Origin of the sequence: Acidithiobacillus sp. M4-SHS-6 (genome assembly GCF_047421495.1) — a bacterium.
Classification (GTDB): Bacteria; Pseudomonadota; Gammaproteobacteria; order Acidithiobacillales; family Acidithiobacillaceae; genus Acidithiobacillus.
Window position 1 is genome coordinate 1654491 of record NZ_CP175559.1, and the last position, 15687, is coordinate 1670177.

General features: G+C 52.7%; 19 protein-coding genes and 1 tRNA gene. 6 read left to right on the forward strand and 14 right to left on the reverse strand.

The window, feature by feature from the left end:
- Positions 1 to 12: 12 nt before the first annotated feature.
- Positions 13 to 201: a hypothetical protein gene (locus tag ACJU26_RS08375; RefSeq protein WP_414042000.1), complete on the forward strand. Its 189-nt coding sequence runs from the start codon at positions 13 to 15 to the stop codon at positions 199 to 201.
- Here the strand turns inward: ACJU26_RS08375 and ACJU26_RS08380 are convergent.
- The gene (locus ACJU26_RS08380; RefSeq protein ID WP_414039240.1) at positions 126 to 836 is read right to left on the reverse strand and encodes a DNA N-6-adenine-methyltransferase; all 711 of its coding nucleotides are present in this window, start codon (positions 834 to 836) and stop codon (positions 126 to 128) included. The two genes, ACJU26_RS08375 and ACJU26_RS08380, sit on opposite strands and share 76 nt — an antisense overlap.
- Positions 837 to 850: 14 nt before the next feature.
- On the opposite strand from ACJU26_RS08380, the gene ACJU26_RS08385 reads away from it, so the two are divergent.
- Positions 851 to 1264 carry a hypothetical protein gene (locus tag ACJU26_RS08385; RefSeq protein ID WP_414039241.1) on the forward strand — a complete coding sequence of 138 codons (414 nt, stop codon included), beginning with the start codon at positions 851 to 853 and terminating at the stop codon, positions 1262 to 1264.
- Between the two features lie 343 nt (positions 1265 to 1607).
- Here the strand turns inward: ACJU26_RS08385 and ACJU26_RS08390 are convergent, their stop codons facing one another.
- Complete coding sequence (locus ACJU26_RS08390) at positions 1608 to 1751, reverse strand: hypothetical protein (protein WP_414039242.1); 144 nt, start codon at positions 1749 to 1751, stop codon at positions 1608 to 1610.
- A 176-nt stretch (positions 1752 to 1927) separates the two neighbouring features.
- Between ACJU26_RS08390 and ACJU26_RS08395 the strand changes: the two genes are divergently transcribed.
- Together ACJU26_RS08395 and ACJU26_RS08400 are read left to right on the forward strand one after the other, a co-directional pair.
- Entirely contained in the window at positions 1928 to 2170 is a 243-nt protein-coding gene (locus ACJU26_RS08395) for a DUF4160 domain-containing protein (protein WP_414039243.1), read from the forward strand.
- Positions 2154 to 2408: a DUF2442 domain-containing protein gene (locus ACJU26_RS08400; RefSeq protein WP_414039244.1), complete on the forward strand. Its 255-nt coding sequence runs from the start codon at positions 2154 to 2156 to the stop codon at positions 2406 to 2408. Before ACJU26_RS08395 ends, ACJU26_RS08400 begins: the two co-directional genes overlap by 17 nt.
- 131 nt (positions 2409 to 2539) lie before the next feature.
- On the opposite strand, the gene ACJU26_RS08405 is transcribed toward ACJU26_RS08400, so the two are convergent.
- Complete coding sequence (locus tag ACJU26_RS08405) at positions 2540 to 3499, reverse strand: site-specific integrase (protein ID WP_414039245.1); 960 nt, start codon at positions 3497 to 3499, stop codon at positions 2540 to 2542.
- A gap of 750 nt (positions 3500 to 4249) precedes the next feature.
- On the reverse strand, positions 4250 to 5323 hold the full coding sequence (locus ACJU26_RS08410) for an alkene reductase (RefSeq protein WP_414039246.1): 1074 nt from the start codon (positions 5321 to 5323) through the stop codon (positions 4250 to 4252).
- Between the two features lie 437 nt (positions 5324 to 5760).
- Here ACJU26_RS08410 and ACJU26_RS08415 point away from each other — a divergent pair.
- Positions 5761 to 5845: transfer RNA gene (locus ACJU26_RS08415), tRNA-Leu, on the forward strand.
- A gap of 24 nt (positions 5846 to 5869) precedes the next feature.
- Positions 5870 to 6622: a hemerythrin domain-containing protein gene (locus ACJU26_RS08420; RefSeq protein WP_414039247.1), complete on the forward strand. Its 753-nt coding sequence runs from the start codon at positions 5870 to 5872 to the stop codon at positions 6620 to 6622.
- Position 6623: 1 nt separating this feature from the next.
- Here the strand turns inward: ACJU26_RS08420 and pstA are convergent, their stop codons facing one another.
- The 10 genes from pstA to hisS form a co-directional block, all read right to left on the reverse strand.
- Entirely contained in the window at positions 6624 to 7538 is a 915-nt protein-coding gene (gene pstA / locus ACJU26_RS08425; RefSeq protein ID WP_414039248.1) for a phosphate ABC transporter permease PstA, read from the reverse strand.
- Positions 7538 to 8494, reverse strand: a complete 957-nt coding sequence (pstC, locus tag ACJU26_RS08430; protein WP_414039249.1) for a phosphate ABC transporter permease subunit PstC — start codon at positions 8492 to 8494, stop codon at positions 7538 to 7540. The genes pstA and pstC overlap by 1 nt, the downstream gene beginning before the upstream one ends.
- 98 nt (positions 8495 to 8592) lie before the next feature.
- Positions 8593 to 9678, reverse strand: coding sequence for a phosphate ABC transporter substrate-binding protein PstS (gene pstS / locus ACJU26_RS08435; RefSeq protein ID WP_414039250.1), 1086 nt, complete (start codon positions 9676 to 9678; stop codon positions 8593 to 8595).
- Positions 9679 to 9884: 206 nt separating this feature from the next.
- Positions 9885 to 10253: a DsrE family protein gene (locus ACJU26_RS08440; protein ID WP_414039251.1), complete on the reverse strand. Its 369-nt coding sequence runs from the start codon at positions 10251 to 10253 to the stop codon at positions 9885 to 9887.
- 79 nt (positions 10254 to 10332) lie between these two features.
- Positions 10333 to 10824, reverse strand: coding sequence for a SixA phosphatase family protein (locus ACJU26_RS08445; RefSeq protein WP_414039252.1), 492 nt, complete (start codon positions 10822 to 10824; stop codon positions 10333 to 10335).
- Positions 10796 to 11212: a hypothetical protein gene (locus ACJU26_RS08450; protein WP_414039253.1), complete on the reverse strand. Its 417-nt coding sequence runs from the start codon at positions 11210 to 11212 to the stop codon at positions 10796 to 10798. Before ACJU26_RS08450 ends, ACJU26_RS08445 begins: the two co-directional genes overlap by 29 nt.
- Positions 11213 to 12556 (reverse strand): ribosome biogenesis GTPase Der, encoded by a 1344-nt coding sequence (gene der, locus ACJU26_RS08455; protein ID WP_414039254.1) that lies wholly within the window; start codon positions 12554 to 12556, stop codon positions 11213 to 11215.
- A gap of 9 nt (positions 12557 to 12565) precedes the next feature.
- Positions 12566 to 13750 (reverse strand): outer membrane protein assembly factor BamB, encoded by a 1185-nt coding sequence (gene bamB, locus ACJU26_RS08460; protein ID WP_414041957.1) that lies wholly within the window; start codon positions 13748 to 13750, stop codon positions 12566 to 12568.
- Entirely contained in the window at positions 13750 to 14361 is a 612-nt protein-coding gene (locus ACJU26_RS08465) for a YfgM family protein (RefSeq protein ID WP_414039255.1), read from the reverse strand. Before ACJU26_RS08465 ends, bamB begins: the two co-directional genes overlap by 1 nt.
- Positions 14358 to 15677 (reverse strand): histidine--tRNA ligase, encoded by a 1320-nt coding sequence (gene hisS / locus ACJU26_RS08470; RefSeq protein ID WP_414039256.1) that lies wholly within the window; start codon positions 15675 to 15677, stop codon positions 14358 to 14360. The genes ACJU26_RS08465 and hisS overlap by 4 nt, the downstream gene beginning before the upstream one ends.
- Positions 15678 to 15687 lie beyond the last annotated feature (10 nt).

Here is a 15687-nt window from a genome sequence, read left to right on the forward strand (position 1 = left end):
GGAGAGAGGGCCGTGAAGCAACGTATTTTTGTCTTTGCCCATCTCCATGCTGGCGACCCGGTCATTGCCGGGGTCCTGGAATATGATGAAGCCGGGCGATCTGGCATGTTCCGCTATGCCAGAAGCTATCTGGAGCGCCCGGACGCCATCCCCTTGTCCATGCGGGAAGAATTTGCGTTTGATGGCAGGTGCATCAAATAAACTAGCGCCGATGGGAAGGGGCTGGCCGCGCCCGGCGTACCGTCTGGTCTCAGAAACCGGATGCGGCCTTTGAGAAATTCAGGCCGCCCACCGGCATCCATCAGATGATGCCACCATTGGGTATCGGTCCGGGCAGGAACCAGAAGGATAATGTCCGCCCCTGCCTGGTACTCGCTAATGGCCTTGTCGATCCATTTTCGTATCTCTCGGCCATAGGGCGGGTTACACCAAACGAGCCCCTGCCATGGCTGGCGCAACCCATCGTCTTCCTTGGTAAATCGTTTCAGTGCGGGGATTGGGCCATCACGGCTGGGCGAGCAAGGGTCGAGGTCAAACGCATCACGACCCAAACGAGCCAGCACGGGCAGATAGATTTCCGAGGGGGTGAACCAATCCTCACTGGCGCTGCTCATCAGCGGCTTGAACTTGGTCAATTGCCATTTCTGACGTTCCCGATAGGCTTTTGACGCCGCCGCCCAAGCTGTCCGAATATCAGGATGCTTGCGTGGCCGGCCTCCGTTGTTCCTTGATGTTTCCATATTATTCCTCTCGCGGGGGTATTTATGAGGGTTTTTATGACGCTTGTTCCGGTCATTTTGGCTCACGATGGTCTCGACCCAAAGTATGCCGTTCATCCTGACCGGAACCCATGGTTTCAGCCATTACCCACAGTCCATGGCTTATTCACCTGCCACCAGAGTACAGCCGCTTGTTTCCCAATTGCGCATCATTAACCGGGTATTTTCGCGTTTATTCGTATCATTTTCCGATAAATGGGATAAACGTCGCCCTTTCACCTGAAAAATTTGCGGCAAAACGTCATGATAAAATAGAAGTGCTGGTGAAATACTTCCATCTGATTATCAACAAGGGGGAAAAAATGATTTATGCGCTGAAGTCTCCATTCGCTCTTTATGTGGCTCTTCGTGAAACAAAAATCCATCCAGATTTGGCCATGCGGGTTGTAGAGGCATTGAACTCTGATTTCATGGCCCTCGCCGCCTTGCAACCCCCCGCAGAAGGCTCACCCAGGGAAGATGCAGAAAGGTCTCAGCCCACTTAACAATGGCATTGTCGGCTTTAAAAAGTCGCTTGCGGTACGGAGTTTTGATGACGTTTTGGTGACGCCCAAATCCCATACGCTTCTCAAATAACGATATATTGCACGGTGTGCCGCCGGACCGTGGGATCAAATTGTTCCCACGCCTTACCTCTGAAGCAGAAACCACACCCAGCCTGCTGCATGGATGCTCAGGCATTGGGCGGTCACTCGACCCGTTATGAGGAGGGGGAAGTGGCCCGTGTCCACGAAATTTTAAAATACGTATTTCTGGGCCGCTATAGGCCTATTCAACGTGATAACAGCCTTCTTGGCTGTGCGGCAAGAGGCACCGGCGCGGTGATGGTTACCGATCCCACGGCGCCAGCGTTTGCAGAGTTTTTTGCAGACGCACATTGGGAGCGGGGGCACGGTCAATCAGATCGCGCGCTTCTGGCTTGATGCGCAAGTTCAGTGTGTCACGCTTGGTGAGGGAATCAGTAGTGGTCATAATGGATTTCCTTTTCCTGTCATGCGCCCATCGTAGCAATGCGCAGTGTTATGGTGGCTTGCGTGTTGTGGGCGTTATGTCCAGTTTTCAGGGGTGGGATATGTCTGGAGGGCTGAGATTTTCGCGGGTATGCGGTACACTTTTCCTATAGTGTTCACACGGAAGCCAGATCAGTTATGCCCGTCGTCTTTCGCGCACAGGGATACGCCTTCTTTTTCTACTCCAACGAGGGGAATCCTCGGGAGCCTGTGCATGTGCATGTACGCAAAGGAGCTGCGGTCGCGAAGTTCTGGCTGTACCCGGAGGTGTGTCTGGCGGAAAGCTACGGGTTGAACAGTCAGGAGCAGGGCACGCTGGCCGGACTCGTAGCCGAACGGCGGCAGGAGATAGAGGAGGCATGGCATGAGTTCTTTAGCTAAGGCAGCGCGTTTCGAGGGTGAGATGTTGTGGGTGGATTTGCTAGATGGGCGCACGTTGGGCGTACCGTTAGCCTATTTTCCGCGCCTGTTGCGGGCGACGCCCGAGCAGCGGGCGGTGTATGAGATCAGCGGCGGCGGCAGTGGGCTGCACTGGCCGGAGCTGGATGAGGATATTCTCGTGTCCGGGTTGTTGGCCGGAATCGGAGACCAGACCCGGCACCATGAGAGCGCCGCCTGAGCGTGCAGCGCATTACCTCCTCCCTGACGACCGCCGCGAGTATGGCGAAACCCGGATCACAGGGCCATGGGAATCTTGAACGGGCGGTTACATGCGCTGGTCCTTATGAAACAGGCTACAGGTATTTTCGGCTACTTCCGCATCGTGCGGACCAGGGTGCGTGTGGATACATGCATGTAGCGTTTCAGCATTTGCATGGATTTGTGGCCGGTGATGGCCTGTATGGTCATGACAGGCACTTCTTCATCGCCTAAGCGGCTGATGGCTTCATGGCGTAAATCATGAAAAGTCATACCGACGATTCCGGCGCGTATACGGGCCTTGTTGTAACTGCTGCGCAGGCCCTCTTGTGTGTATGTCCAAACTGCCGACGATGGGCTGGGTGAGCGCAACCTTTCACGTTGTCGAACGAGACACATTTCAGCGACTTCGGACAAAGGCACAGTCCGGCTTTCACTGACCAGACGGGGGTCTTTGGTTCTAGGCAAAAAGACAGTATGTCTGTCCAGATGTACATTGTCCCAGGTCATGCTTATGATTTCCCCTTGGCGCATAGCCGTTTCGATAGCAAAACGTGCGATATCCGCCAACTCCGGATTCGTAAGTGCACATTCCCGGAGTAACCGGCTTTCTTCATCATCCACCAGACGACGGTCTCGTCCTTTTGGCAGCCGTGGTCGGCGTACCAAAGAGGCTGGGTTGATAAGCTCAGGCATATCCCATTCCTTGCGTGCAACATTATACAGAAAAGACAGCAGAGACAGATGTATTCTAACCGTGTTAGCGCTCCAGCGTTTGCTGTTGTTCCAATCCCGGATAGTCTGTGACAGTACAGCGCCGGTGATTTCAGTGAGCGGGATGCCGCCCAATGAGTCACGCAAATTTTTGATTGTGCTGGGCTCCTTAGTCTGTGCATTGTTACTCTTGCCGGGCAATACTTCCTGCTCGTAGCGGTTTAATGCTTCATTCAAGGTGTACTGGCGGTTTTCGATACGCTGTCGAACCTGCTCCGGGCTGCTTCTGCCAATTTCGGTTTCTTTTTCGACGGCCCATCGCTGCGCCTCCAGCTTGGTATCAAATGTCATGGTCATGGTTGGGTACCCTTTCCGACGAATCTGCGCCCGCCAATATTTCCCACGCTGAAAAATGCTAGCCATAGTGTCCTCTGCTAAGGTTATAACGGTATAGCTAAAGCATAGCGGATGTGGTGCAAGTGGTGCAATTAGTGGTGCAATTTTGGGAAAAACCGGGCAATTTCGGGAAATCGCGGGAAGAATAACCTTTTGTTTTTATTGCAAGGTATTGTTTTTGCTAGGACCCGCAATCCGACTCTTAATCAGCGGGTCGTGGGTTCGATCCCCTCACAACCCACCATATAAAACAAACAGTTAGCGTAACCCCATTTGTAATTTTGATTTTCTGGGTGACAAAACCAAAATTACCCACCCACTCGACTGGATCAATCAGCCTGTTTGAGTGTGACCGGTCAAAGTCCATCTTGTGTTCAACTATGCCTCCTCCCTAGCTTTGGGCCTCAGACCCCTGGTGTTCGATGATTTGTGGCTTCGGCAGGCTGCCTGCGCCCAAAGCGAGTACCTCAGATCAACAGATTATTTCGAGGTGGCGGCTAAAATGACACGACTATTGGGTCTATCCCCTACTCTGCTTCTGGCCGGGGCGCTGGCCTTGAGATGTTTGGGCAGCGGCCCAGACCGTATTCCCGCACCGCCAGAATCCACCAAGGCAAAGATCGCACCTGAATCGAAGCCTACAGCGGATAATCTGCTCAGGGACCATACCCTTGACTGCCTGGCTCGCCGGGCAGTATTTTTGTTTTTATATTATATTTTTTCAAGCGAAGGATAATCGGTATAGCCCTTTGCTCCGGCGGTATAAAAAGTCGCTGAATCGGGTACATTCAGGGAACGATGCCGATAAATTCTGGCTGGCAAATCAGGATTTGCCAAAAATGCGGTGCCAAAGGCGATGGCATCAATCTGGCCTGATGCTACAGCATTTTTAGCTTCTTCTGGGGAGTAACCCATGTTTGCAATTAATGCCCCCTGGAAGTTTTGCCGGGCTACAGATAATACATCTCCTGTCTGACGTCCATAGAAATCTGCCCGTATCACGTGTAAGTAAGCCAATCCATAAGCATTTAGACGATCGGCAAGCCAACCCAACAAGTGAATCGGATCGCTATCTCGCATGTCATTGAAGCTATTCAGCGGGGACAAACGAATCCCGACTTTATCCGCGCCAATCGCATCACAAACTGCTGCCACTGTTTCAAAAAGCAATCTTGCCCGATTTTCTCTGGAACCACCATAAGGACCCGTTCGCAAATTACTGCCATCACGTAAAAACTCATCCAGTAGATAACCATTTGCTCCATGGATTTCGACCATATCAAATCCCGCAGCAAGTGCATTGCGGGCAGCTTGAGCGAAACCTTCCACGATGGCAGGAATCTCTTCGTCCAGTAGTGCGCGCGGCAGGGTATAGGCCTGTTTGCCTTTGGGGGTATGCACTTCTTCATTGCTGATAGCAATAGCGCTCGGTGCAACAGGGATAGCGCCATCATTCAGGTCAGGGTGACATGCTCTACCGCCATGCCAGATCTGCAAGGCTATTTTACCTCCAGCATGATGTACGGCATCAGTCACCAGACGCCACCCCTGGATCTGTTCATCCGAATAAATGCCCGGCTCATGCCAGAATGCCGAATTACCGGGCAGAATCATCGTGGCTTCAGCAATAATCAACCCAGCACTCGCACGTTGCGCATAATATTCAGCCATAAGTGCTGTGGGAACATGATCCCTTTCCGCTCGACAACGAGTGAGCGGTGCCATCAGGATGCGGTTTGCAGTGGTGATGTCTCCCAGCGTTAATGGGGAAAACAGGTCAGTCATGATGCCTCCTTAAGAAGCTCGACGAAAAATCATTATCCATAATACCGACCGGTCAGTCTGCGTACAAGTGCCTGCTAAAAACGGAGCATCGGTAAACTACATTCCCTGGGCATGATTGCTATTCGTTATATTTTTGGTTTATCTGGGAAGCTCTTGGTATATATGGGAAAATGCACCAACTGTTTCCAGTAGAGCAGGACTTTCCCAGCTGGGTAGAAAACCGACGAATCTTGCCTGACTCGCAGGGAATGACTTACAGTTTCTTTGCATGTTTCCAAGCCCATGCTTCAGCACCTGTCTGATGACTATGCAATTCGTCCAGGAGGTGGTGGTGCCTATCTGGTCTGAAAGAGATGATCTTGTTATGATGCAGGCACTGTTGACCAGGGCTTACTGCTTCACGAGAAACAGATAATGTAAAGGTCAGCGAGTACTTTGCCCAGGTGGCGAAATTGGTAGACGCAAGGGACTTAAAATCCCTCGGCTTATGCCGTGCCGGTTCGAGTCCGGCCCTGGGCACCATTCTGAAATAGAAGGATATTCGTCATGGCAATTGATGCAACCCGCTCCGCTCATGATTTGTCCGTGAAAAACGCGCTGGATGTCCGAGGAATGAGCTATACCGAAGCCCAACCCCTTGTTTATGCCGCAGCCATCCGTTTGTCTGCCGGACAAAGGCTGCAGGTGCTGACCGATTCTGATCCGGCAGCGATGATGCGAGCGGTTGCTTTTCAGTTGCGCGACGCCATCTCCTGGACCGCGGAAACCGATGGCACACTCTGGCAGATTGCAGTACAGCCACGGGCTGAAGCAGAAGCCAAAGATGTCGTCGATTTATTGACGTGGGATCATTATCGCCTGGATCAGCAATTTGCCCAGGTTCTGGCTGCGGCAAACGAAAATCGCTTTGTCGAGGCAGAAAATATTTTCCAGGACTATTGGCTGGGATTACGTCGCCATGTCCATCTGGAAAACAATCTGCTGGGGCCAGTTCTCGGTGGCGGAGAAGAAAAAGGTCCTCTGGCGGACATGCTTTTTGAACATGACAGCATTATTGTGCAATCGCGTCTGGTCGAAGAAAGTTTTGCAGAAAAGGACTATGGCATGTTGCCAGCCATCTGTGCCATGTTATCCGGCTCTCTGGCAAAACATGAAAATCGTGAAGAAAATACTTTATTTCCTATCTGGCAAACGGCGGATAACAGCGATCGGGGTCGAGCTGCAGAGCATTTGGTCAGAGCCAGGGAACTGCTGGCGGGTTCGGAAGACCAAAAAGTCATGGAGGTCTTCTCCAGATGAGTTAGCGGTAAGCCCCCATCCGCTTCTGGGCACGAACCATGTACCAACGTCCGAGCAGGATAAGCAGTAAAACACCAGAGGTTATAAGAAATGCTGCAGCAAATGCCAACATATGGGATTCAGCAAAAGGTTCGTTGATAAATGTCCAGATGACATAGGTCAGATAACCAATGGGTTCTTTTGTGAGGTTTCCCGTCCACATGTAATTTGACCAGCCCGCTGTATAGAGCAGCGGTGCAGTTTCCCCCATGGACAAGGCAACGGAATAAAAAAGTCCGGTCATGATGGCAGGAGCAGCTCCAGGTAAGAGAATTTTGAAAACAATCCGCCCCTCTCCTGCTCCCAACCCATAACCCGCTTCTCGAACAGCCAGGGGTATATTGCTGATGGCTAACTCGGTGGATCGAGCAATATAAGGCAGTAACATAACCGTTAATGTGATAATGCCCGCAGCCAGGGAAAACTGCCAACCCAGATAAATGACCATGGTGATGTAGCCGACGTACCCTAGCACTATGGAAGGTACTCCAACAAGCACGTCAGAAAGAAATCGGAGGGTTTTCCCGGCCAGCCCTTGTCCGTGTTCACTCAGATATATTCCCGCAGAAATCCCTATGGGTGCCGCCAATAACAAGCTACCCAGAGAAATGATGATAGATCCTTCAATAGCATTTTTGAGGCCACCACCTATACCATTGGTGATTTCTGTCAATAATTTGATATTCAGGGCAGGCCAGGCATGGATAAGCACATCGCCAATAATGGATAAAAACATGATCGCAAGAAAGACAAAAGAAGCAATCACGGCGAATGTGGCAAATACCGTCAGTATTTTTCGCCATAAAGACATTTTAAAAGTCTTGGGAGAAATTGTTTTCGTCGAGAGCTGTTTTTCTAAGACCTTACTAGCAGCCATCAGCGCACCTTTTCCATCCACAAAATCAATCTTGCAGAAATATTGACCAATACGGTAATCAATAACAATACCAGGGCAATTTCGGATAAAGCTTCTACAGCCATATTGGTGGGATCCTGCAGTGCGCTATCCAGTTGTGAAGTAATAAAAGCAGCCATGGTGGAAATGGGCGCATAAATATTCCCTGGAAGATAGTTCAGAGCATTACCACTGACCATGAGCACGGCCATGGTTTCACCGAGAGCTCGACCCAAGGCCAGGATACCTACACCAATGAGCACTTTGTTCAGCTTTGGCAGGATGATGTGCCAAAACACCTCCAGACGCGTCAAACCCAGACTTAATCCTGCTTCCTTCAAAGCGGGCTCGATCATCTGGATGGATTCGCGCAGGGTAGCTGAAATCAACGGAATAATCATGACCGCCAGCACGAAAGCCGAAGTCAGCAATCCATAACCGCTGCCCGGGCTGCCATTCAAAAAAGGAACAAAAGAAAAGGTATCCGCCAAAAATGGAAAAATAGTTTTACCAAACAAAGGAACCAGCAAAGCATAACCCCAGAGTCCATAAACCACACTGGGGATGGCGGCCAGTAGATCCACTAACAAGGATAAAGGCCCAGACCAGGATTTGCGTATACCTTCACTCAAGAAATAGGCTGCGCCAATGGCAATGGGCATGGCCAGCAGCATGGCCAGAATAGAGCTAGCCAGGGTTCCAACCACCAGGAACCAGATGCCATATTTGGCACCAGGCATGATTTGATGACCATCCACCTCAACGGGATTCCCATACAAATTTCCCAGATTCCAGTCATTGGTCCACAAAAAATGAAACTGATTATATTCTATGGCTGGCCAGGAATAAATCACCAAAAAAACAATCAATAAAATTAAGGATAAGGGCAATAAACTTGCCGTAGCTATTAATGATATTCTGAATACCGGAATTTTCATTACGCTTTCCCAAAATTTCAACTTTATTCAAGTAAAAGTAGCATATCAATAGGGGATCACAACAGATGCCGGGAAAATTTCCCGGCATCATGCAGACCTTAGTGAATCTCTGCGATCTGCTTACGAGACAGTTCAGCAGCACTTTCAGGCAACGGTACAAAGTTCACTGCCGTGATGAAGTGGGGAGCATTACCACCCTTGGGATCAATGGCCCAGTTCAGGAACTTCTTCAGAGCCGCAGCCACTTCCGGCTGGGGCTGAGTCTTGCTGACAATGGCATACTCATAGTTGATGATGGGGTAGGACTTGGCACCAGGGGCATAGACCAGGCTGATACGTTCATCGGCAGGGGTCTTGCCGACCATTTCATCAGCAGCAGCCTTGGCATTTTCAACCGTGGGCAGGACAAAATTCCCGGCACGGTTTTTCAGCATGGCCAGACCCAGCTTGGCTTCTTCCACCGGCTTCTTCCAGCTGATGCCGATGTAGGCCACACCATAAGGCGTCGTCTTCAGGGCCTGGACCATTCCCGGATTGCCTTCAGCGCCAATACCACCCGGCACGGCGGGCCAGCTCACGGTCGTGCTGTAGCCAACACTTTTGCTCCAGACCGGAGAAGTATCTGACAGATAGGTGGTAAAAATGAACGTATCACCAGAACCATCCGTACGGTGGATCGGAATGATCTGGTGGTTAGGCAGTTTCACGCCAGGATTCAGCTTGGCAATGGCCGCATCATCCCAGTTGGTGATTTTGCCGGAGTAAATGTCGGCCAGCACAGGACCAGAGAGTTTCAGGTGCTTATTGTTCAGACCCGGCAGATTGTAGTTGATCATCTGAATGGAGATGGCCAGAGGGATGTTCAAAATGTCAGGGTGCATTTTGATCTGGGCATCACTCATGTAGGCATCGGAGGCACCGATCTGAGCTACTCCGGAGATGGCTTCCGCAATACCGGTACCACTACCGGTGCCCTGGGTGGTGATCTGAACGCCTGGATTCATCTTGGTGTAGACAGGTACCCAGAGATTGAAAAGCGGATACAGCAGCGTGGAGCCCGTTTCCAGCAAGGAAATCGTGGCGGCACTGGCGGGCATGGCATACATGCCGGCAAGTCCCAGCGCAGAAATCATGACCGCACCCTTTACACTGCGAGAAAATTCTTTCTTCAAGCGATAGAACATAAGACCTCCAAAGATGGCGAATACGTTGATTTACGGCTTATTTACAAAACACACCATACGTCATCAATGCCCAACAGGCAGTCCTGACGAGACGTGGATAGCAATCTAGCACAGTTATATGACAGTTTGATGACAAAACATCCTTATAAATAGAGCCCGTCCGAATGGGCGGGCTCCGCAAAATCAGGTAATTTTTGTATGGACGATTACCAGGTCAGAATACGCCCGGCCGCTGCCAGAGAAGGCAATGCCGCGCTGGGATTCAGCATGGGAATGGGTTTGGCCAGATCGTCCTTGGTCATGCCATTTAGCTCCAGAGACTGGAGGCAACCAATAATCTGCACTTCATTATCTTCGGCCAGCTTCATGAAGTCGGCCACACTTTTACCGCCCTCCATCGGGAAAATGCTTTCTGCCTTACCCTTAGCGAGCAATTCCGTGGCGGGTCCAGTGAAATACATCACGACCTTCTGTTCTGCAGCAGCAGTGGCTGCCAGAAAAAAGGCAGAGGGAAGACGTTTGGGATTTTCTGCGCCGGTAATGAGAATAATAACGAGATCTGCTGCTTCGGACATCTAACACCTCCTGAATGAACATGTGAAGTGACCTTGTCTAATATACACCCATTTGCCATGCCAACTGAAATGACCAAGCTTAAGTCCGAGGGGCAGAGACCATTCTGGACATCATTTTCGGCAGAGCATACCACTGCAGCTCGCCCTTCAGATGGTCTGCCTTGGGCAAATAAATACCGGTTACGCTGGCTTTCTTCATTGGTAAACTGATGCGGGTAATCCGCGTCGTCCAGATGCCGAGATGGGGCTGATGCCCTACCACAATCAGGGTTTCTGGCGGTTCTGCCAAGGCCTGCCAATCCCGGCTCAGCGCATTCAGATCTCCCGCAGGAATGGCATCATGATATCGATCGACGGGAGTTTTAAAAGCCTGGGCAATATAATCGGCGGTTTCGCGCGTGCGCAACAAAGGGCTGCTCCATAGCAGCACCGACCCGCTGAGGCAGTGACGTAAAGCTCGGGCGACATCGGCTGCTGTTTGCCGGCCATGAGGAGTCAGCTTCCGCGCAAAATCGGAGCCGGATACGGCGGCATCTTCCGCCTCAGCGTGGCGTACGAGTAAAAGGTTCACGTTTTTTTACCTCCTGTCCAAACCAGATCACCGTGATGCTCCTTGGTAGCACCCGGGCGAGAATCGTGATCACGGCGATTCCGATCAGGGCGGTCATCCATTCATCAATTCGGGTTTTGCTGTCCGGACCCGAGCCGATAAACACTTCCAGTCCGGATAAAATCGCTCCCAGAAAAATGGTTACCGGCCTCCAGCCATAGGGGCCCAGCACCGGATAAAAGCGGGCGATGGCTCCCAGGGCCACTGTGGCCCAAAGCGCATACTCTCCTGCACGCATCCACAAGCCCTGAGGATTCACGGGAAGGATCTGGCCACTCCATAAAATGCCCAGATAAATCAACAGAGCAACGATGGCCCAACGCCACCATCCAACCAGACTGCCTTTCATTTAATGCTTTCCTCGTTTGGGTTGTGGATCGTATGGATTTTCACCCTGACGAAAAATCAGTCGCAGAGGAATGGCATCCAGACCCAGGTTTTTACGAAAGGCGCTTTCCAGGTAACGCTTGTAACTCCCGGGCAAGCGCGTTAATTGATTCCCGTGAAAAACCAGGGTCACGGGATTTTCGCCACCCTGATGACAATAGCGCAACTTGATCCGGCGACCGCCGACCATGGGTGGCTGATGGGTTTCAATAATCTCGGCTAGCGCCCGATTCAATTCGCCCGTTGAAAAATGTTTGCGGGAATTTTCCCAGAGGCGGTCAATACTTTTGTAAAGATCCCCTACCCCTGTACCATGCAAGGCAGAAATGGTGTACACCGGCGCGTACTGAATAAAGTTCAAACGCCGCTCCAGTTCCTCTTTGACCGCCTTGCGGTCATGCGGACTCATACCATCCCACTTGTTGATGACCACGATAATGGGTCGCCCCAACTCCACGGCGACGCCGACCAGATGGGAGTCCTGTTCGGCAATGCCCACACGGGCATCCAGCACCAGGAGCACCACATCGGCTTCCCGCAAAGCCCCCAAGGTTTTCAAAACGCTGAGTTTCTCCAGACCTTCACCCACCCGGGCACGGCGGCGCATCCCGGCCGTGTCAATCATGACATAGGGCTTACCTTCCCGCTCATAGGGAATCCGGATACTGTCACGGGTGGTTCCGGGTTCATCAAACACCAGCACCCGTTTTTCACCCAGCATGGCATTCACCAGCGTGGATTTACCCACATTTGGCCGCCCCAGCATGGCAATGCGCGGCCCTTTACCCACATCCTGCTGGGTACTGTCCTCATTGGGCAGATCGGAAAAAACCGCTTCCAGCAGGGTTTCCACCCCATGGCCATGGGCGGCGGAAATGGTATAGGGCATGCCCAGCCCCAGACGGTGAAATTCCGGGAGTTCACTGACCGCGCCTTTGGCGTCCATTTTGTTCACAACCAGATAAATGGGTTTGCCGCCGCGACGCAATTCTGTGGCAATTTCTTCATCCTGGACAGACAAGCCTTCCTTGGCATCTACCAGGAAACAGATGGCATCGGCTTCCTGGATGGCCAGCCTGGTCTGGATGGCCATGGCCGCCACCAGCCCTTCGCGTTGCTCCGGTTCGAAGCCACCCGTATCAATGACCAGATACTGGCGTCCTTCAAATTGCGCCGTCCCGTAGTGGCGATCTCGGGTCAGACCCGGAAAGTCTGCAACCAGTGCCTCACGGCTACGGGTCAGGCGATTGAAAAAAGTGGACTTGCCGACATTGGGGCGCCCAACCAGGGCAATTACTGCAGTCATGTCACAGCCTTAGCGCTTTGAGAGCTTGATCCGATACAAAGTACCCGCATCGCTGAGGGCAAGAATCTGGTGATTGGCCAGACAGACAGGGCTGCTTTGAATGCCGCTGGAGGAAATTCGGGTCTGACCAATCCTGTGCCCGGATTCTGGATCGAAAACATAGAGGTATCCCCCATTGTCCGTCGCCAGCAAGTCCTCCCCACAACTACTCAGACCGGTCATGGCATGACCCTTGAGGCGAGTGTTTCTCCACAGCACGCTACCGGAGCCTGGATCAATTTCCGCAATGGCCCCATCCGCTTCGGCAACAAACAAATGGTTTTTGAACCAGACCGGAGTCAAATAAACCGACATGGGGACACTCCAGTTCTGAGTGCCACTCTGCTCGGCATAGGCTGCCAGATTGCCCTGATAAGCTGCCGCAAAAACCTGACCATCAGCCACAACGGGACGAGCAGCCACATCCACCATACGTGCCAGTTCATTACTTCCATGAGCGATGGCGACGCGGGCATGCCACAACTCGGCACCCGTGGAGAGACTCAAGGCGGCCAGAGTACCGTCGGCGAATCCGGCATACACTACCCCGTTATGCACGGTGGGAGTAGAAACTGCCCGCAAAATCAGGGAGGGCTGGTTCATGGAAAACGTCCATTGCACCTTGCCGTCCTTGGGATTCAGCGCCCAGAGATGGCCATTGACGGTTTGCAAAAGTAAATGATCATGCGCATAAACCACTGGGGTCAATACTTCGGAAGTCAACTGCACCGACCAGAGCTGGTGCCCATTTTTGGCATCGAATGCAAACACCTTTCCTGCAGTGGTGCCGGTGTACACCACTCCATGGGCGATGGTCGCACCCCGTGCACTTTTACCCGCGAGGCTACGTATCCATTGCTGGCTGCCGGCATCATTCAGACTGACCAGATGTCCCGAGGCGTCGCTCACCACAATTTGTCGACCCTGATGAGCAATATCGGTTCCCTGGTAAGGATTGATGGGCCACAGGCCATAAAGCCGTGCCTGCCATTGCGTGGAAAAAGCCACCTGGTTTTCTCCCTTACTAAGGGGCGGAGGTGTTTTCGGACCAGGGGAAGACTGAAACCAGGACATGACCCCGCAACCATTGAGGAGTACGGCAACGGTTCCCAGAACGGCCGTACGCCATATGCTTTTGAAAAGAATACCTCGCATCACGGCGTAACTCCGATATTGGCTATCTTCATCTGAAGATAACTGCGATAAGGGTCGGTTTCAGGCAAGGCTTTCATGGCCGCCTGGTAGGCTTGATCGGCCTCGCTCACCTGCTTGAGGGAGACGTAGGCGTCACCCTTGATTTCATCCGCTATACTGGCAAAGGCGGGGTCGGGCTTTTGCAGTAAATCCAGGGCTTTTTGGGGCTGATGCTGATCCACGTACAGGCGTGCCAGATTCATGCGTGCCAAACTGCGCATGCCGCGCGGGGCAGCAGAATTATCCATGACAACGCGGAGCGATTTTTCGGCTGCAGGAACCTGTTTGCTTTCCATATCCAGGCGGGCCAGGAAAAACCGCGCCATGGTCCCATAGGGCGTGTGGCCGTACTGATGAATCAAGGTATCCGCACTGGCACGGGCGCTACTGTTCTGCCCCTGAATCATGGTATCTACCAATTCATTATACAGTACGGCCGCTTTTTCAGTTTGATGGCGCTGATATTTCTCGTAGCCAAAAAAACCCATGGCGGCGAGAAGAATGACAATCACCCCCACAATCAGGGCGACACGATGGCGGGAGAGCAATGCGGAAAATTCTTGACCGGTCACTTTAATCTTCTGGCTGTGGCAAAATTGTGCTCAGTATGGGGTGCATGCTGGGGGAAATCAACGCCAAGGCTTTGCAAACCACTGATCACTGCATCCAGACTGCCCTCCCAGCGCCCTTCCCCAGCCTGTTCCTTGATGAATACGGGCTCACCCTGGAGCTGTCCGGCACCAATGAGCACCTGGAATTGGGCCGTGGAACGCTCCGCCTGCTTCATCAGGGATTTGAAAGACGCCGGTCCTCCGCTGACCACACTGATAGCGTGGTCACGCAAATGCTCGGCCAAGCGCCAGGCAGGCGCCAGGCTGCTTTCATCCAGCGCCCCCACAAAAAGCACGGGTACTGGAGCGGTGGCGAGCTTCCCCTGGATTTCCTGTAGGGCCAACAATCGCTCCAGGCCTACGGCAAAACCGATAGCGGGCGTTTCCGGCCCCCCCAGTTGGGCCACCAGGCCATCATAACGGCCCCCTGCCAGTACGGTACCCTGCGCACCCAGTGCATCCGTCACCCATTCAAAGACCGTGCGGTTGTAGTAATCCAGTCCACGTACCAGGCTGTGATTCAATACATAGGGAATATCCAGGGCCGTCAATAAATACTGCAGGCTGGCAAAATGCTCGGCGGATTCTGCATCCAGATGATCGACCAGGTGGGGAGCCGCGCTGGCAATCTCCTGACAGCCAGGCACCTTGCAGTCCAAAACCCGCAAGGGATTCCGCTCCATACGGGTTTGACAGTCCGCACACAAAGCGGCTTGCCGGGGGCGCAAATAGGCCAGCAGGCGCTCTCGGTAGGCCGCGCGTGCTGCGGGACTTCCCAGTGAGTTGATCTGCAACGCAGCCTCTACTCCCGCTTGCTTGAGAAGACGTGCAGAAAGGGCAATGACTTCCGCATCCGTTCCCGCACCGGCCTGGCCGAACACTTCTACACCCAGTTGATGAAACTGGCGGTAGCGGCCCTTCTGGGGACGTTCATGACGAAACATGGGACCGATGTAGTAATAACGTGGCGTCTGCCCGCGCATGGTCTGATGCTGGATGGCCGCGCGCACACAACCGGCAGTGCCTTCGGGGCGCAAGGTCAGGCTGTCGCCATTGCGATCTGTGAAGGTGTACATCTCTTTCTGGACGATGTCGGTGACCTCGCCAATGGCCCGGGCGAACAGCTCCGTCGATTCCAGCAAAGGGAGGCGCAACTCTCCGTAGTCATAGAGCTTCAGCAGGGCTCTCAGATCTGTTTCCAGAGCCTGCCAGCCTGCGGCTTCGGGCGGGAAAATATCATTCATTCCCCGCACCGCCTGCAATACCTTAACCGCCATAAAAATGCCC

Coding starts and splice junctions, on each gene's coding strand:
- ACJU26_RS08380 (WP_414039240.1), bottom strand. CDS start 836: ATGAACGGCATACTTTGGGTCGAGACCATCGTGAGCCAAAATGACCGG.
- ACJU26_RS08385 (WP_414039241.1), top strand. CDS start 851: ATGGTTTCAGCCATTACCCACAGTCCATGGCTTATTCACCTGCCACCA.
- ACJU26_RS08390 (WP_414039242.1), bottom strand. CDS start 1,751: ATGACCACTACTGATTCCCTCACCAAGCGTGACACACTGAACTTGCGC.
- ACJU26_RS08395 (WP_414039243.1), top strand. CDS start 1,928: ATGCCCGTCGTCTTTCGCGCACAGGGATACGCCTTCTTTTTCTACTCC.
- ACJU26_RS08400 (WP_414039244.1), top strand. CDS start 2,154: ATGAGTTCTTTAGCTAAGGCAGCGCGTTTCGAGGGTGAGATGTTGTGG.
- ACJU26_RS08405 (WP_414039245.1), bottom strand. CDS start 3,499: ATGACCATGACATTTGATACCAAGCTGGAGGCGCAGCGATGGGCCGTC.
- ACJU26_RS08410 (WP_414039246.1), bottom strand. CDS start 5,323: ATGACTGACCTGTTTTCCCCATTAACGCTGGGAGACATCACCACTGCA.
- ACJU26_RS08420 (WP_414039247.1), top strand. CDS start 5,870: ATGGCAATTGATGCAACCCGCTCCGCTCATGATTTGTCCGTGAAAAAC.
- pstA (WP_414039248.1), bottom strand. CDS start 7,538: ATGGCTGCTAGTAAGGTCTTAGAAAAACAGCTCTCGACGAAAACAATT.
- pstC (WP_414039249.1), bottom strand. CDS start 8,494: ATGAAAATTCCGGTATTCAGAATATCATTAATAGCTACGGCAAGTTTA.
- pstS (WP_414039250.1), bottom strand. CDS start 9,678: ATGTTCTATCGCTTGAAGAAAGAATTTTCTCGCAGTGTAAAGGGTGCG.
- ACJU26_RS08440 (WP_414039251.1), bottom strand. CDS start 10,253: ATGTCCGAAGCAGCAGATCTCGTTATTATTCTCATTACCGGCGCAGAA.
- ACJU26_RS08450 (WP_414039253.1), bottom strand. CDS start 11,212: ATGAAAGGCAGTCTGGTTGGATGGTGGCGTTGGGCCATCGTTGCTCTG.
- der (WP_414039254.1), bottom strand. CDS start 12,556: ATGACTGCAGTAATTGCCCTGGTTGGGCGCCCCAATGTCGGCAAGTCC.
- bamB (WP_414041957.1), bottom strand. CDS start 13,750: ATGCGAGGTATTCTTTTCAAAAGCATATGGCGTACGGCCGTTCTGGGA.
- hisS (WP_414039256.1), bottom strand. CDS start 15,677: ATGGCGGTTAAGGTATTGCAGGCGGTGCGGGGAATGAATGATATTTTC.